Here is a 26,170-nt window from a genome sequence, read left to right as displayed (position 1 = left end):
TTCCGGGAAACCCGGACAAATCAATATTCTTAGGGGAGCGGCAGGCTCTGTAGTTCAAATTCTAACGGTACCTCCAAAATCCCCCCCGGCAAGGTATAAACCCATTTACACCCCGTCAGGTCCGCCACATCGTACAGATACACCAAGAGAATTTCCCGCTCATTGCGGCCGTTGGTATCCAAACTGATATGTTCTATTGTTTTGCCCTGGTTGTCAAACAAGACCGGCTGATAAGACAAGATCCAGGCGGCCAAATACGATTCAAACGCGACATACGGCTGGTCATAGCGGATGCGCACATGAAATTCCCACAATTCATCGTTTTTGACAATGTTCTCTAGCGTGACTGTCGCTTGAGCCAGCTTCTTTTCCACGTTCTTGGCCTTGCCCAGGTCGTTAAAGGTGAACGTCTGGGTTTGGCCGGGCATCAATAGCTTGATCCTGCCGGTCAGGCTTTTTAGCTCGGTCGCCGCGCGGGGGGGAGCCTCCAGCAGCATATCCAGGGAAGCGGCGTTGGTTTTATGATTAATCAGGCTCCCCGCGCTCCCCTGGTCCATCGCCGAGGACCACGTGCGGCTTTGATCATCCTTGGCGACTAGTGATTTTTGGTCCAATTCCAAAAAAATCGGCCGCAACTGCGGTTCCCAGGCGATCTCCACCGTGGCCCGCAATAATGGGTCATTGGCCATGCGGGGATCGCGGCTCAGAATTAATTGCGTGGCATCGATCCGTAATGGACCGCTGTAACTGGCCTGTCCAAAGCGCGGCAAAGCCATTTTGGCCTTGGGAATAATTAGAATTCCATGATCGGGATGAAAGAGATAGGTCGTGGCCTGGGCCTGGTCCAAAATTTTGTCGAGCGCCCGCCAAAATGGTTCCTTAGTTAAATCCAGCGTGATCGGCGTGTTGGCCAGGTCGGCTTGATTTTCGCCAAGTTTGAGCGTATTGCCCGTTTGCTTTTGCAGGTCGGCCAGGACATCCGCCAAGGGGATTTTTTCAACCTTGAGCGTTACCAACGAGCCTTTAGCCGTCAGCGCGATCGCCTGCACCTCGATGGCTTTGCGAATACGGGCCAGGCTTTGCTGGGCCCCCTTGGGCAAGGTTTTTTCCGCGGGCAAAAGCGGCAAGATATCCGGCCCCAGCTCGATCAGCTCCGCTTCCGCCGCGTCCCGGTCCTCCAGCACGGGGGCCTCTAACTGACGCAGTAGTTTTCGCACGGCCGTCGCTTGCGGGGTGTCGGACATGTCCGACGTTTCCGAAGCCGGGGAAGCCTGGTCCGCCAATGGCGGTTTATCTGTTAATGGGGGCTGCGTAGTCAAAGGGGGCTGCGTCGGGGAAGGTGATTGAGCAGCAGGGGAGGGGGGGCCTGGCTTGGTTGTGTCTTGGGCGATGCCCGCGCGCGTCCCCCCATGCTGCAAATAAACCAGCAACAACGCCCCAGCCAGCAACCGCATGAGCTGGCTGGTTATCCTCCCGGGGAACTTGGGTGAAAATAGGAAATGAATGAGGGTGTCGGCGGTCATCGGGCAACCGTAAAAAAAGTGTTGGGGCGGCAACATGACAAATCCCATTTAGGCAAATTCATTTTAACATTTTATTTCCCCCGGTTCGCTAGAAAAATCGTTATTTATGGGGCGTCACCGTCATTTCGCGTAACCTAGAATTAAAGTGCGGAGCCTGGGGGATTAGACACTTATCATCGAGTGAAACATGCAAGCACTGACGCCGGCAGGGGATGATTTTGTGGCTGGGCGGACGAGATGGCAAGCGCGCGGCTGGTTGTCTATGGTCCTGGCCATTTGCGGGCAGATGATTTTGCCTCTGACGTTGTCGGCGGAACCGCCGCGGGTGACCTTTGAACTGACTTTGGCTGGCGAGCGGCTAGAGGGGCGGCCGCTCGCCTGGTCGGAGGATAACGTTCTGCTGCTGACCCGCGCGGGGGCGCTCAAATCATTTCACCCTAATCAAGCAACGGATTTTCGCCAGACCGCGCGTGATTTTACTAGCTATCCCGCCAGCGTCATGAAAGCCCGGCTAGAAGCCGAACTAGGACATGATTTTACGGTCACATCCACCGGGCATTTTTTGGTCGCCACCCAATCCGGCAAAGCCCGCGCCTGGGCGGAGCGGTTTGAAGAAATGTACCGTTCATTCGTGATGTATTTTCAGGTGCGGGGGTTTCAACTGGCGGAGCCGGAATTTCCGCTCGTGGCCGTGGTGTTGGACCGGCAGGCCGATTTTATCAGGTATTCGACCAATCAAGGGGTGGCCGCGACGCCGGAAATGCTGGGCTATTACCTGGGAGGAACCAACCGCGTGGCCCTCTTTGACCTGGATGGGGGAAAATCCACTCGCAACTGGCAGCAAAATATGGCGACCATTGTGCATGAAGCGGCCCACCAGGCGGCGTTTAACACCGGCATCCATAATCGCTGGTCGCCGCCGCCGCGGTGGGTGGCGGAGGGGTTGGGGACCATGTTTGAAGCCCCCGGCGTGTGGGATTCGCGAGGCTATCCCCGACGCGAGGATCGCATCAATCGCGACCGGCTAGCGCAGTTTAGGACATATGTAAAAGAACGCCGTCCGGAAGACGCGTTGTTGCGACTAATTGCCGATGACCGTTTTTTTGACGCCGACCCGGATGCGGGTTATGCCGAGGCGTGGGCGTTCACGTTTTTTCTGGTGGAGCAACACCCACGGGAATACGCGCGGTATTTGCAACTGACGGCCAATCGCGAGGCATTTACGGATTATCCACCGCAAGCGCGGTTGACGGACTTTGTCAGTGTGTTTGGCAAGGACTTTCGCTTGCTGAACGCGCGGTATTTAAGGTTTATGGAGGAACTGCGGTGAGGAGGGCTGTCAAATAAGAATTAAAAATGAAGAATCAAAAATTGATTACAGTCATTCTGCCTGCTGCATTCTTACTACTAAATTTTTACCATTCTCCCTGCGTCTCCCGTCCCTCGACCCTCGTCTCCCGCACCGCCGATACCATCGGCGGCTTTGTTGCCATTCCCCCCTTGCACCTCCGCTCCCCTGCACCCCTGCGTCTCCTGCCTGCCGCCTCTCGTCTCCCACCTCCCGTCTCTCGCACCGCCGATACCATCGGCGGATTTGTTGAAGCAGTGAGGGGCCAAGTTTTTTCCCCGCCACCCTCGTCCCTCATCCCTCGTCTCTAACCCCTATCCCCTAACCCTGTCCCCTAGCCGCGTGTCGCTTTCTTAAAGCGTTCTAGCAGGTCGCGGGTTACGGGGCCGACGGTGCCATTGCCAATGGGGCGTTGATCGACCTTGACCACGGGGATGACCTCGGCGGCGGAACCGGTTAAGAAACATTCGTCCGCGGTGTAGACATCGTGCCGGGTCAGGGCGGGTTCACGAACTTCGTAGCCCGCCTTGCGGGCCAGTTCCATGATAGCGTCGCGGGTGATCCCTTCGAGTATTCCCGCGTCCAAGGGGGGGGTAAGGACGGCGGAATTTTTAACCAGAAATATATTATCTCCCGTGCATTCCGCCACTTCACCTTTGTGGTTAAGCATGAGGGCCTCGACACATCCCGCCTGCAGGCCCTCGAGCTTGGCCAGGATATTATTTAAATAATTCAGCGACTTGATTCGGGGGCTGAGGGCGGCGGGATGGTTGCGGATCGTGCTGGCGGTGATGATCTCTAACCCTTTTTGATAAAACTCATCCGGATAGAGGCTGATCGCGTCGGCGATGATGATCACCTGGGGATGGCTGGTTTTGTGGGGGTCTAGGCCCAGGCTGCCCGCCCCGCGGGTCACAACCAGCCGCACGTACCCATCCTGGATTTTATTGAGCGCGACGGTGTCGTTGACCGCTTTGGCCAGGGCGGGGCGCGAGAGGGGAATCTCTAGCATGATCGCCCGGGCCGACGCCCACAGGCGGTCCAAATGCTGTTCCAGGCGAAAGACCTTGCCGCCGTAGCTGCGCAACCCCTCAAACACGCCATCGCCATACAGCAACCCATGATCATAGACGCTGATCTTGGCGTCCTCTTTGGGGTAGAATTTGCCAGAGATGTAAATTTGCAGCGACATGATGCGGGAGGATGAAGTTTGGTTTTGGAGTTTGGAGGAGTGGAGTTTGGAGTAATGAAGTTTGGTTTTTGGTATTTATTATTTTGGTACGAGAATTGGCACTTTGACCCCTCGTCCCTAACACCTGGCCCCTGGCTCCCTATCCCCTTGTCCCTGCTCGCTACCATTATACCAACTCCACACGCCCCGCGGACAAGCGGATAATACGATCGGCGCGGGCCGCCAGCCCCTGATCGTGTGTGACCATGATGATAGAGAGGTTTTGGGTGCGATTCAAGGTTCGCAAGATTCCCAAAATTTCCTCCCCGGTCGCCGCGTCCAGATTTCCCGTCGGCTCGTCCGCCAGGAGCACTTGCGGCTGGGTCATGAGGGCGCGGGCGATGGCGGTCCGCTGCATTTCACCCCCGGACATTTCCCGCGGTTGGTGATGGCTGCGGTGACCCAGGCCTACCATCTCTAGCAGTTCCGTCGCGCGGGCGGCGTATTTTCGCTTGTTTCGCTGATAATTCCACCAATTTTCCCGAATCATCAGCGGCATCAGTACATTTTCCAGCGCGGTCAGTTCCGGCAAGAGGTGGTAAAACTGAAACACCATGCCAAATTCTTCATTTCGCAGGCGATCGCGCGCTTTGACGGGCAAATTGTCAATCCGATGCCCCCAAAAGTGAATTTCCCCCGCGGTCGGCGCGTCCAGCGTCCCCAGCAAATGTAATAACGTGCTTTTACCCGATCCGCTTTGACCGATAATCGACAAAAACTCTCCCGCCCGCAGTTCCAAATCCACCCCCCGCAAAACGGGAATTTCTAATTCTCCCTTGCGATAATTTTTGACCAACCCCCGCGCACATAGTTGCGTTTTTGCGCCGGTGGAAGATTGGTGCTCCCCGGAGGGCTCTATCGCCGCTGGTGGAAACCGCGCGTGTGGACCGCGCACGCCGCGCTCGGCGGCGGTATTTTGGCTTAAGTGGGTCTGTTCCTGGGGAGAAATAGCTCCCTGCCCGCCGCGCGCTGGGGGTACTGTCGCGGTGGAAAATGACTCGATTAGGTTATTCATAGCGAAGCGCCTCCACGGGATGAAGATTGGCCGCGCGAATGGCCGGCAGCACGCTGGCCAACACCGCGATCACCAATGCGCCTAAAACAATCCAGCCCACGGTCAATGGCTCGACCACTGTGGGGATTTTGTAAAAGTAATAAATGCTGGGATCAAAGACGCGCTGGCCGGTGCAATACTCCAGCAGGTCCCGAATGGTGTTGATATTCCAAACAAAAATCAAGCCCAGGATTAGCCCAACTCCGGAGCCGACAATCCCCAGCGACAGGCCATAGCCCAGAAAGATGCCCATGATCCCCTGCCGCGAAGCCCCGAGCGATTTGAGAATGCCGATGTCCTTGGTTTTTTCCACGACGATCATAAAAAAGATCGCCAAGATGCCAAATCCGGCGACGGCAATGATTAAAAACAATAGTATGTTCAGCACTTGCTTTTCCATGGCGACGGCGGCCAGCAGCGGGCCGACTTTTTCCTGCCAAGTTTCGATTTTATAAAACGCCTTGGAAAAAGCCGCGGCCATTTCCGCGCGCAGCTCTGTCACATCGACGCCGTCCCGCACGCGGATTTGAATGGCATTGACTCGTCCGCTGCCAGTGGCGGGATCGATCATTCCCCGCATTTCTTGCAATTGGCGCAACGGCACAAAGACAAAGTTTCCATCATGCCCGGTCATTTTACTTTCATAAATATCCACCACGGTAAAGTTATCACTGAGGATCTTGGGGGGGTGGCCCACGGTGGGAAAGGAGATCTTGACATCATCGCCGGGGATCACCAAAAACCGCGCCAGCGCGTCATGAAAAATCAGCTCCTTCCCCAGGATGATCCCGGTGAACTGCTCCTTGGCTGGGTCAAAAACCTGCTCTGGTTGTGTCGCTCGCTGGGCGAACGGATCCGTCACCGGGGCCGCGGCGCTATCGGTTGCGGCTGAGTCCGTGGGGACGCCCACGGGCGCGGAGGAGTTGCCCGCGGCGGGATTTAGGGGGGCCGGGGATGGATTGGCCAAGGCCTGTTGCTCGCGCAGGGCGGCTTCGGCCTGTTGGGTTCGTTCGAGCGCTTTGCGGCGTTCGGCCTGAAAACGGCGATACTCCCACCCCGCGTGTTTGAGGTCGGTTCGTTCCTGGGCTTCTCCGGCGGGAGCCTGGCGATCATACAGGTCGAAGCCTCCCTCGCGCAGGTCAAACGACAACTTTTGCCGATTCCCCGCATGGAGCAGATTTTGGGACAGGTCGCTCGCGCTGGCTTGGGTGGCGGGATCGACGCCGATCAAGACGATCTGGCGGTTGATCCATTGGCCATTGACCTGAAAGCTGAGCATGGAGGGGACATGGACTGTGGGCGTGACCCCGACGATGCGGTCACCGCCGACTTCGCGGATTTTGGCCATGTGCCAGTCGGCGTCGGGAAAACCGTCCAGACTGGTGCTTTCAAAGATTAAATCGGCAAAGCTGCCGCGCAGACGGGTCATCATTTCGTGCGTAAAGCCCGACATGACGCTATTAACCACGATCATCGTCGCCACACCCAACATCACGCTAATAATGCTGGCAAGCGCGATCCAGCGGGTCCGCAGATACCGCAGGCAGAGCAAAATTTTGTACATGGTTGTCCATCCGTGGACGGGAAGTTAGGGAACGGGGAATGGGGAACAGGGGGAAGGGGATAGGGGATAGTGAACGGGGGGTAGGGCAAAGTGAGAAGCAGAATAGGGAAGTAAAAATGCAAAGCGCCGATTGGCAAGCATTCAAATCTTCATTCTGCATTCATAATTCTGACTTTAATTCGTTCTGGACCTAGCACACGATTTACTTCAATTGCTGCGCCAATGATCTCGTGGGTAAGCTCTTCTAATTGCAATGCCATCAGTTTCCCTCTTTTCTCCGTGCAACTCTGGATTTACTCCGTGACTCCGTGCTTAAATCAGTATCCTCTCCCTTTAGACTCTGTATCCCTCATTCCCCCCGCAAGAGCGGGAACAAAATCACATCGCGGATCGTCGTGCTATTGGTGAGTAGCATCACCAGCCGGTCGATGCCGATTCCCAGGCCGCCGGCGGGGGGCATGCCGTGGCGCAGGGCCTTGATAAAGTCGCGGTCCATCTTGGCCATGCTGTCTTCTTCTTTTTGGCCAGCCAGTTGCTGGCTGAACAGTTGCTCCTGCAGGTCGGGATCATTTAGTTCCGTATAGGCGTTGGCCAGTTCCATGCCCTGCACAAATAGTTCAAACCGCTCCGCCACGGCGGGATTCTCTTTTTTGCGCTTGGTCAGGGGGCAAATGCTAGCGGGATAATCCATGACAAAAATCGGTCCCACCAGCGCGTCCTCCACGCATTCCTCAAAAATCTCGCTTTTGATCACATCCGGGTGTTTGCCTGCCGTGTCCAGATGCAACTCCCTCGCTTTAGTTATTAATCCCGCAGGATCAGTTGGATCCACGCCCGCGTGCTGGGCGAATAACTCGTCATAAGTCGCCCGCGCAAAGGGAGGTGTAAAGTCGATGTTTTTTTCGCCCCAGGCCAGTTGCAGCGGCTGTCCGGTCGCTTGGATCGCGCCAACTAGCAGTTTTTCGGTCAGGTCCATCATCGTGCGGTAGTCGCCATACGCCTGATACACCTCCAGCATCGTAAATTCCGGATTATGTCGCGGGCTGATCCCTTCGTTGCGATAGACGCGTCCCAATTCGTACACGCGCTCCACACCGCCAACCAACAACCGCTTGAGGTGCAACTCTAGCGCGATTCTCAGGTACAATTGCATATCCAGGGCGTTGTGGTGCGTCACAAAGGGCCGCGCCGCCGCGCCCCCGGCAATAGCGTGCAAAGTCGGCCCCTCAATCTCCACAAATCCCTCTCCCGCCAGCGTTTGCCTTATCGAATGCACGATTTGAGTCCGCTTGAGGAATCGCGGCCAGACTCCCTCGGTATGGGTGAGGTCCAGGTACCGCATCCGTTGACGCAATTCGGGATCGGCTAGCCCTTTATGCTTATCCGGCGGGGTTTCTAGCGACTTGCCTAGGTACTGCAGTTCCGTCACAAAAATCGTCAGTTCGCCTGTCTTGGTTCGCTTGAGTTCTCCCTCCACGCCCAAGAGATCCCCGAGGTCCAGGCACTGCGCGACAGCCCAGTTGGCGTCGCCGACTTGTTTTTTTCCCAGGAACAACTGGATATCGCCCGACCAATCGCGCAGCGTGATAAAAATGAGTTTGCCGGTATCGCGCAAGAGCATAATCCGCCCGGCCGCGCGGACGGTGGGGCCATGTTGTTCCGTCTGGCCGTCGGAAGTAGTGCTGCTAGTGATTTCTCCCTCGCGCGCGCGGATCTCACTGATTTTTTTATGGTTGTCAAAGCGGCAACCCCACGGGTCCACGCCCAATTCGACCAGTTTTTGTAGTTTGGCGCGGCGGGCGGCTTCCAATTGCTGGCCGGAACTCAATTCGGGGGATGGTGACGAATCGGACATCGAGCGCGGGTCTTTCGGAGGACAAAATGAGCGCACCCCCCCTGGGATGGTCAACATTCGGTGGGTTTATCAAAGCGGGGGATGCTTAAACTTTAATTCAGGTGGTGGGAACAATCCCTTGTTTGCCAGGCAAGGGACGCCCTAAAATAGACAACTCTGTTGAGTGCGGGAAATTTTCCCCGGGCCTAAAGAATTGTCCTAAACCTAAATGAGGCAATATTTTCCGGGAATTTGCCGGTTCCGTCAATGCCAGTGGCCAACTGGCATGCCCACTTTCCCGCAGCCGGGCTTGAAACATCCGTTGGTCGGTGCCAGGCCCCGGTGTGCTAGCGGAACGCGCCGGAAATGCCAGTTACCACAACCTGTCTTTCAACTTTTTTTCATCTATGGCCATGCTAAATCGGGAAAATCGCCCTAGTTTGTATTGTGTGGAACTGCGCACCGGGCGTTGGCAGGAAATGTTACAGTGGTACCGCCTGACGCTGGGCCTGCGGGTGTTGGTCCGAGTGGAGGAAGATGGATATGCGTTGTTGGAGGCGGGGGAGACGCGGATCTCGCTATTAAAGCGCGAGCAGGCGGGGGATGCCAGCCCCCGCTGGTCGTTGGGCTTTGAAGTGGAAAACCTGGCCAAGATTGGGCAGCGTTTGGAGGAGGCCGGGTTGGCGGTGGAGGCTCCCCGCGAGAGCAACGAGGGTTTTAGCGAAATAGTGACCAAGGACCCCGATGGGAACACGGTACGGTTATTTGCCTGGCCCCAGGGCTAGCCAGCATGTTTTCAGCCCGCCGCGTCAGCCAGGGACAGAATACATTTATCACGGAGTTACTGAGAGACACGGAGGGGCAGGGAGAAGAGAATTCCATATCCGTGTTCAATTAGTGAATATTCGTGGCTGAAAATTATTACTGAGCCACGGATGAATACGGATTTTCACGGATCGAGATGCTAAATTTCAAGTCACAGTCATAGTATTTTTACCTTCTCTGTGCCGCTTCTATTTATCATCTGTGGCTGCGTGCTAAATATCTTTCTAAACCACAGAAGAACGCTGGAGACACGGAGGGACACGGTGAAGGTGGGTAGCCGCGTAACTATCGGAGATTTCAAATCTCAAATTTGAGATTTGAAATTTGAGAACCTGCAAAATGCCATTAATTCCCATAAATTCCCCGGCGCGCGGATTGGGCCTCGCTTTGGGCCGCTTTTAGTTGGCGATAGATCGCCGCCGAGTATGGAAACCTACGCCGGTCATCGTAGACACTGGCCCATCCCGCCCGCACCAGTTCCACGTTTAAAAATTTCTCGGTCGCCCCCTCCTGATAGTAGGCATAGCACAGCCAGCGGCCATACCGGTCCTCCCGTTCATAACCCTCGTCAAAAACCAGCCGGATGCGTTGCTTTTGGACGGCGCGGGTGGTAAAAATTTTGGCCTCATAGCCGCCGGGTTCGGCGCGAATGTTCTGATCGGGATGGTCGATTTCGGGAGCATCCACGCCGATCAGACGCACGCGAATTTCACGGTTGCGGCTGTCGCGGACCGTCAGCGTATCGCCATCGGCCACGCGGATTACTTGATATGATTCGCCAGCGGGCTGATCAACCGCCGGTTTTTCCCGGGAATTTTCAAGAGGGATATCGCTGCCGCGCGATTTGGCGGACGTACCGCCATGTTCGGGCGGAGTAGCCCGCGGTGATGCAGGGGGCAATGCCGGATCCGCCGCCACCGGCGGGGGATTGGGAATTGGCGGTGGTTGTTGCCGCTGCCAAGCCTGATAAGCGGCCAACGCCAAAATGACCAGCAGTATGAGCCAGGAATAACCCGAACGCGGATTAAAGCGAAACGGGAGGGGTGAGTCCGAAGCTGCTGGCCGGCGTGGCGTGGAGGCCGACATGCTCGTTACCGGCAAGAGGAACTAATGAAAAGCGACCAACGTAAAATGCGGTCGGTGGAACGGACGCTGGTTCTGAATACCGCCGGCTATGAAATATGCCAACCGATCTTAAAACAGGCTGGCGGTGATACCACAGACTGCCGGTGATATGATAGCCGCGCCATCGGCGACCATCAAAATGCTACGGCCAAAAAACTACGGCTAGTTTTTACTAAAGTCAAATTGCTTGACTTCACGACCAAGCGGATTTTTTAGGAATTTTTTGCGGCAATCGGGACAAAGATCGAATTTGAGCGATTGGTAAACTTCGCTACTGATTGTTTCGTCCGCGTGGTCATCCAGGCGCTGCAGGACGTCTTGCAGTTCCAGCAAATTATCTTGATCCTCATCAAGGGGGGAATGTTCCTGGTCGAGTGTGGCAAAAACCTCCAGCTTGACGACATACCGCAGATCATCCTGGGGGTCGAGCGTACGTTTACACAAATCACAACTGTAATGAATCATCGGACATACTCCACAGCGTGGCCCAAATGAAGTGCAGTTCAACTGTGACTAATCCCGCGCGCCGCTTTGGAAAAAGGGAGCGAAACTAGCACAATCACAGGCGCCTCGATTCCTTTCCGGGAGGAATGCGTAGCGGATGCGAGTCAGCCTGTTTTCCGCAACGGGCTGGTTATTGGGAAAGGTTGGCAGCTCGTTGCGAGCAACCCATCCGCACATCGCTACCTTTATCCTAATGACAAATTGAATTGAGGATCAACCCTGAAAAGAGTGGTTTTTTATAAAACTTTGGAAAAGCGGCGCTCGGTGGCAACGGCATCTTGACAAATCGCCGCGCGTCAAGTTAGATCCTCGCCGCCGACCCCCGGGTGTTAAATTTCCACATAAAACAGCGATTATTCCTCGACTCTTTTTTGACCGCGACCGGCAGGCCCCGCGCGGCGGCGCGCGGGTCGTATCAATTCTAACGGAACGCCGCCAGCAGATTGCTAGCGGGCAGGGTCTGTCGCCCTCGTCATAAGAGAGCCGTGATACTCCGCCGCGCGGGTGGACATTCCTCTTGCCCATTGTCCCGCCCGTCGTTACGATCACCGGTCCAAAGAAATGGCAGACACCAGACACGCGCTGCGCGGGAACGATGATCCGCGCGGCCCAGCAGGGGAAAGCGGGATGACCATGATAGTCACGCTGTCGCATTTGGCGGAAATCACGGGGGGGGAACTTCGCGGCGATTCGACCGCGTCGGCGATCGCCATCACCGGCGCCGCCACCCTGGAAACCGCCTCAACGGGACACATTACCCTGGTCGACACCGCGGACAAGGCTCTGCGCCTGCCACAGTGCGCGGCCAGCGCGGTGTTGGTTCCCGCGAATTTAACACTGACGCCACTCAATATTCCCGTCATCGCCGTGGCCGATGTCCACGCCGCCTTTGCAAAAATTGTCCAGCACTTTCGTCCGCGCCGCGCCCCCCCGTCGCGGGGTATCAGTCCCGCCGCGCACATTAGCCCCACCGCCCGCATCGCTCCCGATGTCACCGTCCATCCGCTCGCGCTCATCGGTGACGATGTCGAGCTAGAAGCTGGCGTCATCGTGCATAGCGGCGCAAAAATTATGGCCGGCTGTCGTATCGGCGCGGGGACGGTGATCTTTTCCAATGCCGTGCTCTACGAAGAAACATTGGTTGGTCCGCGGTGCATCATTCATGCGGGCGCCATCCTGGGGGCCTATGGTTTTGGCTATAAACTAGTCAATGGCCGACACTGCCTCTCCGCCCAGTTGGGGTATGTCATTTTAGAGTCTGACGTCGAAGTGGGCGCGAATACCACCATCGACCGCGGCACCTATGGGCCGACTATCATCGGCGAAGGAACCAAGATCGATAACCTGGTGATGATCGCCCACAATTGCCGCCTGGGCAAGCACAATATGATCTGCAGCCAGGTCGGCATTGCCGGCAGCACGACCACCGGTGATTATGTGGTCATGGCGGGCCAGGTGGGCGTGCGCGACCATGTGCATATTGGCACCGGGGCAAAGTTGGGGGCCATGGCGGGCGTGGCCAACGACGTCCCGGAACATACGCACATGCTGGGGGCTCCCGCCATCCCCGAACGGGAACAAAAACTGCAATTCGCGGCACTCAGCAAGCTCCCCGAAATGCGCAAAGAGCTGAAGCAATTACGGCTGGTTGTGGCCAGTCTGCAACAAGCCGCGGCGGGAACGGATCATAACCCGAATTCCCCCGCCAGTTTGCCCCTCAACACGAATCCCACGGAACAACGGGCGGCGTAACATCAAAAATATCTCGATCCCAATTTGGCCGCGACTTTTTTGACAATGTTGCGTTACACAACGATCACTCCGCCAGCCACTGCCCCTTCACGGCCAAAGATTGGCCTTATCGCCGGTTGGGGAGAGTTTCCCCGGGCGGTGGCCCAGGCCCTAGCGCGACAAAATTACGATATCTACTGTCTGGGTATCGCGCAGCACGCCGATCCGGCTTTACAAAACCTGGCCCATGAATTTCAATGGATTGGCCTGGGACAATTGGGCCGGGCGATTCGGTTTTTTGCCCGGCGAGGCGTGCCGGACGCCCTGATGGCGGGCAAAGTCTTTAAAACGCGCCTGTACGAGCGGGGCGCGTGGTGGCGGCATTTTCCCGACTGGCGCGCGCTGCGGGTCTTTTGGCCCCACTTTGTCACGACCCAGCGAGATCGTCGGGATGATACGCTCTTACTGGCAATCGTGGAGGCCTTTGCCGCGGATGGCATCACCCTCGGACCCGCCACCAATTACGCACCGGAGTTGCTTGTGCCCGCCGGACAACTCACCAAAAAAGCCCCCACCGATGCCCAATGGGCGGATATTCGCTTTGGCTGGAAGCTGGCCAAGGAACTAGGCCGGCTGGATATTGGCCAAAGCGTGGTGGTCAAGGATCGCACGGCCGTCGCGGTGGAGGCGCTGGAAGGGACCGATGCGTGCATCCGCCGCGCCGGAGAGTTATGCACCGCGGGGGGTTTTACCGTGGTTAAAACAGCCAAACCGCAGCAAGATATGCGGTTTGACGTGCCAACCGTGGGCGTGCTAACCCTGGAAAGTATGTTGGCCGCCGGAGGAAAGGTGTTGGCCATCGAAGCGGACAAAACCATCCTGGTCGAGCAGGAACAATTTATTAAATTCGCTGATCAGCAGGGGCTGGTGGTCGTGGCGCTGCGGGAGGGGGAGTTTGCAGGGAGTTAAAAAAGCTAGCTACGAACGAATACGATTTCAAGCTAAACTTAGCGCAGCTAGCATTATGCAAATGCATGTACAATTAATAGGAAATCACGGCATGACGCAACCGCGTTGCGGTAGAATTTTTTGGCTAGGCTAGTATTCCCAGGGTAACCGCTGCGCGGTAACCCTGGGCTGAGTTACGTTACCGCGTTGCGGTAAAAGGGTACCGCGAAGCGCCCTGTTCTTTGGCAATACAGTGGATCATTGCCCACGGGTTGGAGCGCAGCGACTAGCCTGGGAAAGCTGGCAAAAACAATCACCCCGAACTCCAACGGAGTTCTGGAAGCTCTTGGTAATCCAGGAAAAAGCCGCGTTATGAATTCTACAGAGGAATATTACCGGTGTTCACAAACGCAAGTAAGGCATTATAAAATGGCCGCAGGTTGCAAACTATCGGATTATTGGTATAGAGCAATACGGAACCGTCTTGCATGATGAACCAGGAAAACCGGTCATCCAATTGCTGGATGAACTCGTGAAACAGAGTTACCCACTCTTCGTCTGAAGTATTGACAATTTTTTCATATTGACCAGCTTTCACAGTGTATTCTGCTTCATAATCCATAAATGTGCCATGGGGGAATAGCCCTGCTGGCGCTGGACTTGTCTCGCCTTGTTTTACACTCAAATAAGCAAGGAGCCGTTTAAAATCGTCCCGAAAAGAAAGTACGCTTCTCCGATGCAAACCATTTTGGTTAAATGGTAAACATTCACCATGTTGACGCTCGATTGTCCCATAGAATTCCTGATCAGCCGGCACGCATTGTAAACTGGGTAGCATGGCAAAATACGAATACAGTTGTACACAATTGTACATGGAGCGAGCCGAAACACCAGACATTCCCTTTGGATAGACTTTCGGATTTTTCCCCTGACTCTGAACTTTGCCATGCAGGATGTCACTTATGCCCAGCGGAGATATGCACTTGGGCATATACACCGGCATCTCCACTTGAACCAGCAATCGCGGGTTCATGCGCTTATCATATCCAGCACCATAAACAATGGAATCCACAAGGACAAATCCCTCTCCTTTCCTGGCAGGCCAAACATAGCTTGCGGAGATGGCATTCTCCCCTTCGCTGATGCTCGTGCTAGCTAGGTATTTTTGTATAATACTGTTAGCTTGTTGGGCCGCCGTACGTCGGGCAATCGGATCTTTATAAATAGTAAAACAACCTTCCTGATCAAACGACGCCAGGAACACGGCATATTCAGAATAGGCGTGGTCAAGTAAGGTAGAACTGCCAAAAAATTCGAAACTAGTCTCGAAGGACATCTGGAAATATTTACTCACCCACCAACCCAGCCAGCAACGCGGAGCGCTGCATCCATTCCGTTTACTCTAAATCACGAATCAGCGTTTGAGTGTGGGTGACGGTCGCGGCCCCCTCGCGATAGCTATAACCCGAAATACTTTGCACGCAGGCCAATACACTAAGCGCGGTCCGCACTTCGTTTTGGGCAAAGATCATCTCCGGATAATCGGTGATGTTACCCCCGCGTTCGGCCGCGGCCTGGGCAAAGCCGTATTCCACCCAAGGGGCGATTTTTTGCAAAAGGTCCCCCGTGTTGATGATAAACGCCATGCTGATGGGTTTGCTGGCAACCGCGCTTAGGAATTCATTTTTGAGTGGTGTTGGCTTGAGGACTTGTGTGGTCAAGCGGGGACTGCTGGAAATGAGCGCCAAATTTTCAGTGGTGGCCCCATGCGGCAGGATTTGCTTGTCCAATTGGATTTCGGCGGGGAGATCATACCAGTAGGATTCCGCTCCGTTGTCCAGTTTGCGGGTCTTAGGGGTGGGAACCGCGTAATCGGCCGGAATCTCGCCGGGATTCAATTCGCGAATCATATCCACCACGCCTTGGCCAATCTCGCGGAGTTCGACAAACGCTTGTTTAAACTTGGGCATGTCGGTAACGCTAAGAATTACCGCCAGTTCCAGCATGGGGAGAGGTTCGTTGGCGGGGGGTTGCTCGCCAATCCAGGTTTTGCTGGCGATTTGCGCATCCAGCACGATGGCGGACTGGCCATCTTTGACGGAGCGAATGAGCAATTCCCGGTTGACCCGGTCCAGGCGTTCCACCAATGGCATGGCCTTGGAGATGACAAGTTCCGCCTGGGCGCGCTCTTCCTCGCTCATTTGCGGCAAGGCATGTTCTTGGAAATAGCCAAACCCCTTTTTGGCCCATTTAGCCAAAATGTCATAATCCTCGGGGCGGTATTGTCCCCGCGAAGCAATCGCCAGCAGGGGGTTTCCCGATAAGTTACTAAGGATGCCTAAGGGTTGCGAAGCGTCCAGCCGGCGGTCTTCGGTCCAGTTGTACCAGTAGCCTTCGTATCCGCGGTTGGTCATAAAGCTAAAGCCTAGGCTGGGTCCAATAGCAGGCATTTGCTTTTTGATATCTTCCGCCAAACTGGCGGCGTCGGACTTGAGGTCACTTTGGACATTTTCGGGGAGGTCGGTTTCAACCAGGACTTGCTCGACTAATTGGACCAAGCCGTCAATATTGGCGGTGGTGAGTCCGGAAGATAGCTCCATCATTTGTTGGTTGGTCCAGGCGATGCTGGTCAACCGCTGATCGAGATGCGGTTTTAGCGCGGCGAATTCCTCGCGGTCGCGCAGGAGTTTTTCCGCGGCCAGGTTGCCCAAATGTTGATTCCCCGAGCCAATCCCCACCAGAATATAACCATTGTTGACGCCAATGCTGACATTTAGATTCATTTGCTGCAACTGATTGCGCAGCTTGTCATATTCACCCGGTTCGTTTTCCACATCTTGCCAGGGGATTTCTTCCCAGGGAACTAAAGCCCCCTCCACGTTCAAGGTTAAAAATGTGCCCGTTCCGACTTTTTCCCGTTTAAAGCGTTCGAGCGCGGGGGGGATGGGGGCCAAGAGGCGGGTTAGCACCATTTCCAACCGTCGGAGTTCTTTTTCGGCGATTTCGGGCTTGGTGATTTTCAGGCCAATGACCATGTTGGGGATCGCCACATTGGGCAGGTCGGCGTTAAGCGTCTGCAAAAACGCAGCGGCCATTTCCTCGGGACGGGGGGGACCCTCTCCATCATCGTTAATCCCTTGCTTGAGTCCGCTCATCATTGAGGAATAGTAAATCGAGCCGTACGCGTTGTTAATCAGATTGAGCGTGGGGGCGAATTGGGCGTCGCCATAGATAAAAATCTCGTGCTTAAATGCGTCATGACACAGTTCGAGCAGGTCCGCGTTTTCGGGATCTTCTAAAAATGCCTGCACCGGGGCAAGCGCGCCATCCTCGCTATTGAATTGGCCGCGTAACTGCTGCAACCCCAGTTGCACGCTGGCCATATTGGTCAGGGCCACCCAGGCCTTGCTGTCGGTCAGCAGTTCCCATTGTTCGCGCAGCCGCAGCGAAGAGCTATAAAAGGAGACATCCGCCGGGACAAAATCCAGCGAATTTCCCAGGGTCTCCGCCGTCGACGGCATGGGCCGCCCCCCCCATAACAGGCCCAAGACGCAACAGCCCGCGCAAATTTTGGTAAAAAGGGTGAGTCCCGCTCCCCGCCAATGCGTCAACATAGAAGTACCCATGAATTGCTAGATGCGATTTAATTTGCCAGTGATCTGGAATTCTTTCTTATGCTACGGGGGAAACATTCTCCCCGCAACTGTCTTTGGAATAAAACTTGCCACCATCCAGACCTCGGCCTGACATGTCAAGTTTCAACAATTCTGGCGGAATGGCCAAGATACGCGCCAATTTTTACAGAAACTATGCGTCCCGGCCCGCTACCGGCGTACGCAAGTAAGAATGCCGCCGGGAAAGGGGTGCGAAAAACACCCCCTCCATTGGCAACAGAGTTTTTGGTAGCAGATATGATAGTGTGGGAAATTTATGCTAATAACATCTCACGGAGTGAGATGAGTACTTTGTTTACTCTTTGCCCATGACCCAGGCGGCAAACTTTTTTACCGCGATGCCCGCCGATTTGGCGTATTGCGACACGGTTTGCTTGTCGTCCTTGATAAAGGGTTGCTCGTTGAGGACGCGCTCGGCATAAAAGTTCTTTAACCGCCCTTCGATCATCTTGGCGATGATGTTTTCGGGCTTTCCTTCCTTGCGGGCGGCTTCAGATAAAATTTCCCGTTCCTTATCTACTATCGCGGGGTCCAGGTCTTCCTTGGACACCGCGGCGGGACGTTGGGCCACCACATGCATGGCTATGTCCTTCGCGGCATCCATGTTGGACCCGGTAATTTCGACAAGCGCCGCCATCGAGCCATCATGATGGGCGTAGACCCCACACGGGGCGTCCACGCGGATAATTCGTCCCACTTGAAAGACTTCCCGCATGCGGTTAAATAAATCGTCCTTGATGTCTCCCAGCTTTTTTCCGGGGTGCGAAGGGCTAGGCTGGGTCAACAGCTCGTCGCCGGTCGCGGCGCCCGGTCCGGTGGCCAGTTGTTTGGCCAAATCGGCGGCCAACTGCTTAAAATCGTCATGATTGGCCACGGGCGCGCTTTCGCACTTGAGTTCGACCATGGCAGCCACGGGCCGGGCCGCATCCACAAACACCGCGATCCGCCCAGCGCTGGTTTCGCGACCGAGGCGGGTTTCTTGGGTTTTGATCCCTTTTTTGCGCAGGTACTCAATAGCACCCTGTTCATCGCCGTTGGATTCGGCCAGGGCGGCCTTGCAATCCATCATCGGTAAGCCGGTTTTTTCCCGTAGCGACTTGACGGCGGCGGCGGTAATTTCAGCCATATAAATAAACTCCTGGCAAAAGTTAGTTCATGAAAAAAAGGAGAGTCCGGAACTCCCCGGGTTCGGCCTATGGAACCGATCCCGAGGTGTCATGATCACGCAGAGTGTCATGCTGCCGCGGGGCATCAATCCGCCGATCCACCAATGACGACCCGCAAAGTGGCCGCCAATCGATGGTTCTAGCGTCCCGCGGGGACGGCGTCCTTGTCAAATTGCTTAGTCACGGATTCGGTTTTGCCTTCTAGGATGGCGTCGGCCAATTGTTGAACGATCAATTCGATCGAACGGATGCTATCGTCATTGCCGGGAATGGGCAAATCGACCAAATCCGGATCGCAGTCGGTATCGATCAGCGCGACCACGGTCACGCCCAATTTACGCGCTTCGCGAATTGAATTTTTTTCTTTTTTGGGATCGATCACCACCATCACTTCCGGCACGCGGTTCATCGTGCGGATGCCGTTTAGGTTGCGATACATCTTGCGATGTTCGCGTTTGAGCGCGGATTGGGCTTTTTTGGAGTAGGCGTTGAATTCCTCGGAATTCATGATTTTTTCGACTTCTTCTAGCCGGGTCAGGCGGCTGCGGATCGTGCGAAAGTTGGTCAAGGTCCCCCCCAGCCAACGCTCCGCCGCAAAGGGCATCCCCGCCCGCGTGCATTCGCGATTCAGGCAATCCTGGGCCTGCCGCTTGGTCCCGACAAACAGAATCAGGCTGTTATTAGCAGCGACTTGTTTGAGATATTTTTTGGCCCGCAATAATCCACGCAGGGTTTCCTTGACATCAATAATGTGGATCAGATTGCGCCGCCCATGAATATAGGGACGCATTTTGGGGTTCCACCGGCTGGCCCGATGGCCAAAGTGGACGCCCGCTTCAATCAGTTCCTTCGCGCTGAGGGTTGCCATAACAAGTTACTTTCCATTGGAAAAAGAGGTCATGCCCAATGTGCCTGGCGAAAAACTATATTCGCCGGGGCGATGGACATTTTGCGGAAAAAAGTCGCCCACAAAGTCGTTCAACCTGGCGGTGGCAAAGGTTGCCATGCGTGGACCGTGAAAAAACCGCTGGCGGGGAAGTCCCCTCCGGGGATTTTTTAACCCTGGTCCACTCCACCACAAAAGTTCGTGGGCACAAACCATGTTTGTAGAACAGACAGTCTATAATTTCCGCATTTTGGGGTCAATTGGGGCCAACGGATCGTTTCAGTCCAAAACCCGCCCGGAGGGGTGGCCAGGGCTTCCTGGAATAACCGGAAAAATCCGCAACCCCGCAAAAAATACTGGTTTTCCCAACTTTGCTAATGTTAAATTAAGACCAATAGGTCAGGCTGTTTGTTTATACTAGAAAAAATATCCTCCAACCTTTTAAGTGGTCCAAAATTCTTGGCGGGGGATACGATTGCTTTTTTGGCTTTGAAGAGGCTTTTTTATGTCAGAATTTGCCCATTGCCCACGCTGCGGCACACAAGTCTTGGTCCCCTTGACCGCCGACCACCAGGCGTGGGTCCGCTGTCGTATATGTGCCGCCGAATATCACCTGTACGAGGCTCTCAATTTTCAGCCGCCAGAATTGGAGATTTTGGACGGACCCTCCGCGGCCTATATTGCGGGGACCGCGGGACGGCAGGCGTTTGGCATCGCTCCCGCTCCTTCCGAAGCACAACTCAACCCCCATTTTGCCGAACATACCCTGGCGACCAATGTCTCGTTGGCCGATCCGCTGGAATTTGGTTTTCGGGAGGAAAATTCTCCCCCGGGCGAAGCGGGTTTTGACCGCTCGGGACAAAATGGTTGGGCAACCACGACAAGCTCTCATACTGGAGAGACAGAACCCCTGGCTCCCCTAGCGCTTTCCGATGATGAAGAGCCATTCACGCCACTACAGCTTTCTCCCTTACCTGACGACAACTCCACTGCAACCGCGGATTCCATGGGGGAAGTTGTCGGCGGAGACGACATCGCGTTGGATTTGGATCTTGCGCCAGAAGATCACAGCGGCTCCGGGGGAATCGGCAAATTTGACCCGGATAATCCCTTTGCCACGACGGAGGGGGAATTTGGCGAGCTCGCGTCTGCAGACGAATCAGCGACCGGGAATTTTGGCTTTTTAGACAAAGAGTCCACCCCGGAAGATGAAAACCTGGATGCGGCGATGGCCAGGGCCGAAGATTCCGAGGCAGAATTTACCCTGGAACCAAGCGCCGACGAAGAATCCACCAGCGAACGACCTTTGCTGGGGGCCACCAAATCCGCAGCGGGAGTTTCCCCCGCGTCCTTTGCCAGCATTCCCTCGTTTCCGACCCGTCGTCGCAAATCCTCCGGCATGCTCACCATGCTTATCGGTGTGATTTTTGGCGGTTTATTAGGCGTGTTGATTGCCTATTACGGCATCTTGATGTGGGTGTTAAATCAAGATCCCCTCAGCTTATGGGCCGTGTTGCCAAAGGAACTGGTTCCTCCCAAGTTATATCAGGAAAAAGTCCCCAGTATTGCCAAACCCACCAACATCGACTTTGACAATTTAGGATCGAATGGAGCAGACGAAGTTCCTGGCGACAGTGGTATTGTCCCTCCCGAAGAGAACGACAAGCCGGTAAGCGATCCCTTTAAAAGCGCGACATCCAATAACACGCCCAATCCGTCCAGCGGCGGCGATAATTCCGGGGATAATGCCACAAATTCCATCACCTCCACGGACACTATTACCGACCCTAACGCTACCCCCGAATCTCCCGTAACAAATCCAACCACCGTCGATCCCGTCACAGTTGATCCCGCGAATCCGCCGACCTCCCCTGTACCACCGTTAACTCCCGTCGATCCCGCGAATGCCGCCAATTCGAATACAACCACAACGCCCACTGACCCGGTGGTTACAAACCCAACAGAGAATAATCCTTTTGGGTCAGATCCAGCGCCAGCAATCACCCCCAATGATCCGGCGGTGGCCAGTATTCCCGGCAGCGACCCCGGAACAACGCCGGCGTTGACTCCAGACCCCTCTGGCACTGTCACAAATCCGGCTCCCGCCGCGACAGGGGATAAATACGTCGTTTTAAATCGCAGCACGGGACAAAGCCAGTTGGCCGAATTAGCATCCGCGATTAGTGACAGTCAAACCGCCCTGGCTGCCTGGCAAGCGGCTAGCACGGATAAAGTGGCTAAAATGACCGCGTATAAGTCCCTGGTCAAGCTAGGCGATGTGATCTCCAGTTTGCCCCCCGATGCGGATCAAGCGGCCATTGTCGGATACCTCACGGCGATTCGCGGCGAAATGGAAAAGTTATCACAGAATCCAACGCAACTTGCCGCCATGGTCGAGTTGAGTCCGTTGTGGCTTACCGCCAAGAAGCGGACTAATAACGGTGTTTTGCTTTTAGGCGAGGTGGTAGCCGATTCCACCGCCGCGGCGACTCCGGGATTACATAAATACAAACTAGCAACCCCAACCGCCAAGCCTAACGAGCCTCCTTTTACCATTTATAGCGCGCAGCCCCTCATTGAGGGACAGGTTACCCTGTTAGGGACAATTGTTGACGCGCCCACCACTCTTATTCCCGGCTATACCGGGACGGATGAGCGGGTAATTTGGGTAAGTGTGGCCCCGGCCCATGCGATTAAAAGTACAGGGAGTGATAATGGTGCGGGTAGTGAGTCGATTACCCCTCTGCCGGATTCCCTGGCAACACCCGATCCGGCCGAGATGAATTCTGTTCCCCCGGCTTCGGAAGCCACCGATCCCGGCTTGATTGATCCGAATGTCCCTCATTCGGATAATTCCACACCCAAAGGTGAAACGCCGTCAACAGGTGACTCGCCTGCGGTAGATGTGCCAGCCACGGATTCGGCGACACCCCCATCAACGGACAATGACAGTCCGTTTGGTGACAATCCATTTGGTTCACCCTAAGAACCGCTTTGTTAAGGTCATTTTTGGTTGATCTTGATCCAAAGATCGCTCTTTCAAGCGGGACGCGGTCTTGCTGTTACAGCCCCGCTATCCTGGTTATGGGGGTCTGATGATGCGTCATTCTATCTATAACTAGCGCATGCTATTTTTGAGGGGGGGGCTGTTGCAGTTTGGCCTCTAGCGCTCTCGTGTAACAGTTTGGCGTGTTACCGCAAGCTTACTAGCACGCCAGGGGCGGATTTTCTCCTTTTGGATCCTAAACTCTTACCGACCTTGCTTGTTTTTTGTCAAAACTTGCGCTAGAATGACGATATTAAGACTGAGATTCATTCTCAATAACACCTGCAATCTGGTGTGGTACTGTTGTTAGCAGCTTGTTAGTGACACAAACATTTAATGATTAAGGGTTTGCAGTGACAGCTCACGATATTTTGCCGCTTAACATGCTTCAGGCCGGGGCGCGCGCGGATGTGGTCGACGTTGTTGGCCTACCCGAGCAAGTCCGTCGTGTGCAAGAGTTAGGCATTCATACCGGCGTGAGGATCGACATGTTACAAGGGGGAAGCCCCTGTATTTGCCGGCTAGGGAACCAAACTTTGTGCCTTCGCGGCAACGAACTACTCAACGTGTTGGTCCGGCTGGTGGGTTAGCAAACCAAGACTTTTTTATCCAAATTCATTAGTAGATTTGCCTGTATGAAAACTTTGGCCGATTTGCCGGTTGGCCAGCAAGCCACGATCACCGAGGTTTCCGGGACGGATGGGGTGGCGGTAAGAATCGGGGAGATGGGGCTAGTCGCGGGAACAATCGTCACGGCCGTGGGTGCCGCTCCGTGGGGGGATCCGCTGGAATTTGAAGTGCGGGGCTTTCGGCTGAGTCTGCGCAAATCAGAAGCCGCCCGCGTGCACATCTCTTAATTTAACGGGCACTATGACATTGCCAGCCACGCCCGCGACCACCGACTCCGCAACTTCTTCCGCGGCGGTCATGACGATCGCGCTGGTGGGAAATCCCAACACGGGCAAATCAACCTTATTTGCCGCGCTGGCCAATGTTCGCCAGCGGACGGGCAACTATCCGGGAGTGACCGTCGAAAAAAAAGTGGGCCGATGCGATATCGCGGGGGTGGCGGTGGATTTAGTGGATTTGCCAGGAACTTATAGCTTGGCTCCTCGATCCCCCGACGAGATGGTGGCCGTGGATGTTCTGTTGGGAAGGCGGAAGGATGTCCCCCCGCCAGACGCGATCCTATGCATTGTCGATGCGTCCAATCTAGAGCGCAATCTGTTTGTCGTGTCGCAAGTGTTGGCCCTGGGTCGGCCGGTGGTGGTCGCGCTCAATATGATTGACGTGGCGCGGCAGCGGGGCGTCCGCATTGACACGGCGGAACTGGCGAGACGGTTAAATGTAACAGTTGTTCCCGTGCAAGCCAATCGGCGAATCGGCCTCGAGGAACTGCGCCAAGCCCTGGTATCCGCCACACGCCAACAGGCTCCCCCCGTGGCGCGCCCCCTCTCGCCCGAATTTTATGCCGCAGTGGAACGACTGCTGCCCCTGTGCCTGGGAATTACCGGCGTGGCGGGGCATTTTTTGGCGGAGCGGTTGCTATTGGACACCAGTGGCTATTTGGAACACGAACTTTCCCGGGGGGGAACCGCGCTGCACGACGCGGTAAAAGCGGAACGAGAGACGCTGCACAGCCTGGGCCAGCCAGTCCCCGCTTGCGAGGCCGTGGGACGCTATGCCTGGATTGGCGAGCGGCTGCGCGGCGTGCTCCAGCGGCCAGCCCTGCGCCCCGCGACCGCCGGGGACGCGCTGGACCGCGTGCTGACCCACCGCTGGTGGGGGACGATGTTTTTTGCGGCGTTGATGTTGTTGTTATTTTCCACGATCTTTTGGGTCGCACCGGTTTTTATGGATGCCATCGACCAGGCGGTGACCTCCCTTGGCGATACCGTGGGAGCCGCTTTGCCCGCGGGACCGGTGCGGGCTTTACTCGTGGATGGCGTTATCGCCGGCGTGGGGGGCGTGGTCGTCTTTGTCCCGCAAATCATGCTGCTTTTTTTGTTCATTGGCATCCTGGAGGATTGCGGCTATATGGCCCGCGCGGCGTTTCTCATGGATCGGCTGATGTCGCGCGTGGGTCTTAGCGGCAAATCGTTTATTCCGCTGCTCTCGTCATTTGCGTGCGCCATTCCGGGAATCATGGCGACCCGCGTTATTGAAAATCGCCGCGACCGGTTGACCACCATTTTGGTCGCGCCACTCATGAGTTGCTCCGCCCGACTCCCCGTGTATTTGCTGCTCATCGGAGCGGTGATACCGGCCAACGTGGCCTATCTGGGGGGGTGGCTCAGCTTGCAATCCCTCACACTATTTGCCATGTATCTGGTGGGCATACTGGCCGCGGTCGTGGTCGCCTGGCTGCTAAAGGGGACCCTGTTACGTGGCGAAACTCCCCCCTTTGTGCTGGAACTGCCCAGTTATAAATGGCCCTCCCTGGCGTTTGTCCTGCGGAGGATGCTAGAACGGGGGTGGGAATTTGTTAAACGGGCGGGCAGCGTCATCGTGGCGGTCGCCATTGTTGTTTGGGCGGCGCAGTATTATCCCTATGGCAACGATCCGGTTTTTTTAGAAGAACAACGCGCGGCGGAGCAAGCCTCGATCGAAAGGGAGCTGGCTACCACGGGGCTGGACGCGGAACGAATCGCCTCGCTAAACGATCAATTATCCCTGTACCGCGATCCCGATCAGCAAGCGGCCCTGTTAGCGGCAATTGCCCAGCGGCATAGTTATCTGGCGCAACTGGGCCGGGTGATCGAACCGGTGGTGCGACCCCTAGGCTGGGACTGGCGCATTGGCGCGGCGGCAATTGCCTCTTTTCCGGCACGCGAGGTGGTGTTGGGGACGTTGGGCGTGATTTATAATGTGGGAGAGGATGTCGCGGAAGAAGCCGGACAAACTCAATTGCAGGCCCGCCTGCGCCAAGCCACTTGGGATCATGATTCGACGCGTCCGGTTTTTACGGTGCCGACCGCACTCTCGATCATGGTGTTTTTTGCGCTTTGCGCACAGTGTGTTTCCACCCTGGCGATCATCGGCAAGGAAACTCAAAGCTGGTTCTGGCCCATATTTACCTTTGTGTACATGACACTATTGGCCTATGTGGGAGCGTTGGCGACTTACCAAGTGGGTATGTGGCTGTTCTAGGGGGGGCAGGGGCTAGGGAATAGGGAATAGATAGGCATGTGAGTCTTTATACGCTTTCTAGTTAAACGTAGCACGGCTAAGTTTTTGTGAAGGCACCCCTGTATTAATGAGTTATTTCCGGATGACGCAACCGCGTACGGTACTCCACTACCGCAACGCGGTTCTGTAACATAGCCCACGGGTTGGAGCGCAGCGAACAGCCCTGGGAAAAAGGGCAAAACCAATGAACCCCTACTCCAACGGAGTTGCATAAACTCTTGGTAAAATGGCTAAAAACCGCGCTATGATTACTTGCGATTAGTATTACTAACCACTACTCACTACCATGTTCCAATCCATCATTGTCGCCCTGATCGTGGTAGCCGCGGCGGGGCATTTGGCTGTCGTGGCGTTTCGGCGGTTTGTCCCGCGCACGACGGAGGGCTGCGGGGGTTGCGGCAATTGCCAGCAAAATCCAGTCCAGTCCGCCATTTCCACGCCACAATTGGTGCAGTTGACTAACTTTAACGGCAAACGCGCAGGGGCCGCGAGTCGTGGGCGGGATTAGCGTATTTCGCTAAT

21 protein-coding genes are annotated in these 26,170 nt (G+C 55.5%); 9 read left to right on the top strand and 12 right to left on the bottom strand.

The window, feature by feature from the left end:
* Positions 1 to 29 precede the first annotated feature (29 nt).
* Positions 30 to 1,523 (bottom strand): hypothetical protein, encoded by a 1,494-nt coding sequence (locus SFX18_13210; protein MDX1964106.1) that lies wholly within the window; start codon positions 1,521 to 1,523, stop codon positions 30 to 32.
* A gap of 187 nt (positions 1,524 to 1,710) precedes the next feature.
* Between SFX18_13210 and SFX18_13205 the strand changes: the two genes are divergently transcribed.
* Positions 1,711 to 2,853, top strand: coding sequence for a DUF1570 domain-containing protein (locus SFX18_13205; protein MDX1964105.1), 1,143 nt, complete (start codon positions 1,711 to 1,713; stop codon positions 2,851 to 2,853).
* Between the two features lie 352 nt (positions 2,854 to 3,205).
* Here the strand turns inward: SFX18_13205 and ilvE are convergent, their stop codons facing one another.
* The 4 genes from ilvE to lysS all read right to left on the bottom strand — a co-directional run bounded on the left by ilvE (position 3,206) and on the right by lysS (position 8,575).
* Positions 3,206 to 4,063 (bottom strand): branched-chain-amino-acid transaminase, encoded by an 858-nt coding sequence (gene ilvE / locus SFX18_13200; GenBank protein ID MDX1964104.1) that lies wholly within the window; start codon positions 4,061 to 4,063, stop codon positions 3,206 to 3,208.
* A 166-nt stretch (positions 4,064 to 4,229) separates the two neighbouring features.
* A complete protein-coding gene (locus tag SFX18_13195) occupies positions 4,230 to 5,117 on the bottom strand; it encodes an ABC transporter ATP-binding protein (GenBank protein MDX1964103.1) in 888 nt (295 codons plus the stop codon).
* Positions 5,110 to 6,720 carry an FtsX-like permease family protein gene (locus tag SFX18_13190; GenBank protein MDX1964102.1) on the bottom strand — a complete coding sequence of 537 codons (1,611 nt, stop codon included), beginning with the start codon at positions 6,718 to 6,720 and terminating at the stop codon, positions 5,110 to 5,112. The genes SFX18_13195 and SFX18_13190 overlap by 8 nt, the downstream gene beginning before the upstream one ends.
* A 349-nt stretch (positions 6,721 to 7,069) precedes the next feature.
* Complete coding sequence (gene lysS / locus SFX18_13185; protein ID MDX1964101.1) at positions 7,070 to 8,575, bottom strand: lysine--tRNA ligase; 1,506 nt, start codon at positions 8,573 to 8,575, stop codon at positions 7,070 to 7,072.
* 392 nt (positions 8,576 to 8,967) lie between these two features.
* Between lysS and SFX18_13180 the strand changes: the two genes are divergently transcribed.
* On the top strand, positions 8,968 to 9,339 hold the full coding sequence (locus SFX18_13180; GenBank protein ID MDX1964100.1) for a VOC family protein: 372 nt from the start codon (positions 8,968 to 8,970) through the stop codon (positions 9,337 to 9,339).
* Positions 9,340 to 9,724: 385 nt separating this feature from the next.
* On the opposite strand, the gene SFX18_13175 is transcribed toward SFX18_13180, so the two are convergent.
* Positions 9,725 to 10,465, bottom strand: coding sequence for a thermonuclease family protein (locus tag SFX18_13175; protein MDX1964099.1), 741 nt, complete (start codon positions 10,463 to 10,465; stop codon positions 9,725 to 9,727).
* 201 nt (positions 10,466 to 10,666) lie between these two features.
* Positions 10,667 to 10,969: a hypothetical protein gene (locus tag SFX18_13170; GenBank protein ID MDX1964098.1), complete on the bottom strand. Its 303-nt coding sequence runs from the start codon at positions 10,967 to 10,969 to the stop codon at positions 10,667 to 10,669.
* A gap of 600 nt (positions 10,970 to 11,569) precedes the next feature.
* On the opposite strand from SFX18_13170, the gene lpxD reads away from it, so the two are divergent.
* Positions 11,570 to 12,760 carry a UDP-3-O-(3-hydroxymyristoyl)glucosamine N-acyltransferase gene (gene lpxD, locus SFX18_13165; GenBank protein ID MDX1964097.1) on the top strand — a complete coding sequence of 397 codons (1,191 nt, stop codon included), beginning with the start codon at positions 11,570 to 11,572 and terminating at the stop codon, positions 12,758 to 12,760.
* A gap of 45 nt (positions 12,761 to 12,805) precedes the next feature.
* Entirely contained in the window at positions 12,806 to 13,708 is a 903-nt protein-coding gene (lpxI, locus tag SFX18_13160; GenBank protein MDX1964096.1) for a UDP-2,3-diacylglucosamine diphosphatase LpxI, read from the top strand.
* Positions 13,709 to 14,066: 358 nt separating this feature from the next.
* Here the strand turns inward: lpxI and SFX18_13155 are convergent, their stop codons facing one another.
* The 5 genes from SFX18_13155 to SFX18_13135 form a co-directional block, all read right to left on the bottom strand.
* A complete protein-coding gene (locus SFX18_13155) occupies positions 14,067 to 15,023 on the bottom strand; it encodes a hypothetical protein (GenBank protein MDX1964095.1) in 957 nt (318 codons plus the stop codon).
* Positions 15,024 to 15,084: 61 nt separating this feature from the next.
* Positions 15,085 to 17,301, bottom strand: coding sequence for a hypothetical protein (locus SFX18_13150; protein MDX1964094.1), 2,217 nt, complete (start codon positions 17,299 to 17,301; stop codon positions 15,085 to 15,087).
* Between the two features lie 355 nt (positions 17,302 to 17,656).
* Positions 17,657 to 18,487, bottom strand: coding sequence for a translation elongation factor Ts (gene tsf / locus SFX18_13145; protein ID MDX1964093.1), 831 nt, complete (start codon positions 18,485 to 18,487; stop codon positions 17,657 to 17,659).
* 179 nt (positions 18,488 to 18,666) lie between these two features.
* Positions 18,667 to 19,395, bottom strand: coding sequence for a 30S ribosomal protein S2 (gene rpsB, locus SFX18_13140; protein MDX1964092.1), 729 nt, complete (start codon positions 19,393 to 19,395; stop codon positions 18,667 to 18,669).
* 6 nt (positions 19,396 to 19,401) lie between these two features.
* The gene (locus SFX18_13135) at positions 19,402 to 19,533 is read right to left on the bottom strand and encodes a hypothetical protein (GenBank protein MDX1964091.1); all 132 of its coding nucleotides are present in this window, start codon (positions 19,531 to 19,533) and stop codon (positions 19,402 to 19,404) included.
* A 385-nt stretch (positions 19,534 to 19,918) separates the two neighbouring features.
* Between SFX18_13135 and SFX18_13130 the strand changes: the two genes are divergently transcribed.
* The 5 genes from SFX18_13130 to SFX18_13110 all read left to right on the top strand — a co-directional run bounded on the left by SFX18_13130 (position 19,919) and on the right by SFX18_13110 (position 26,156).
* Complete coding sequence (locus SFX18_13130; GenBank protein MDX1964090.1) at positions 19,919 to 22,399, top strand: hypothetical protein; 2,481 nt, start codon at positions 19,919 to 19,921, stop codon at positions 22,397 to 22,399.
* A gap of 413 nt (positions 22,400 to 22,812) precedes the next feature.
* Positions 22,813 to 23,049, top strand: coding sequence for a FeoA domain-containing protein (locus SFX18_13125; protein ID MDX1964089.1), 237 nt, complete (start codon positions 22,813 to 22,815; stop codon positions 23,047 to 23,049).
* Between the two features lie 45 nt (positions 23,050 to 23,094).
* Positions 23,095 to 23,316, top strand: coding sequence for a FeoA family protein (locus SFX18_13120; GenBank protein MDX1964088.1), 222 nt, complete (start codon positions 23,095 to 23,097; stop codon positions 23,314 to 23,316).
* A gap of 13 nt (positions 23,317 to 23,329) precedes the next feature.
* Positions 23,330 to 25,609: a ferrous iron transport protein B gene (gene feoB, locus SFX18_13115; protein ID MDX1964087.1), complete on the top strand. Its 2,280-nt coding sequence runs from the start codon at positions 23,330 to 23,332 to the stop codon at positions 25,607 to 25,609.
* A gap of 325 nt (positions 25,610 to 25,934) precedes the next feature.
* Complete coding sequence (locus tag SFX18_13110) at positions 25,935 to 26,156, top strand: FeoB-associated Cys-rich membrane protein (protein MDX1964086.1); 222 nt, start codon at positions 25,935 to 25,937, stop codon at positions 26,154 to 26,156.
* The last annotated feature ends 14 nt before the right edge of the window (positions 26,157 to 26,170 follow it).

This window comes from Pirellulales bacterium, from assembly GCA_033762255.1.
Classification (GTDB): Bacteria; Planctomycetota; Planctomycetia; order Pirellulales; family JALHPA01; genus JANRLT01.
Note: the sequence above shows the minus strand (reverse complement) of the source record. Positions and strands in the feature narration are given on the sequence as shown.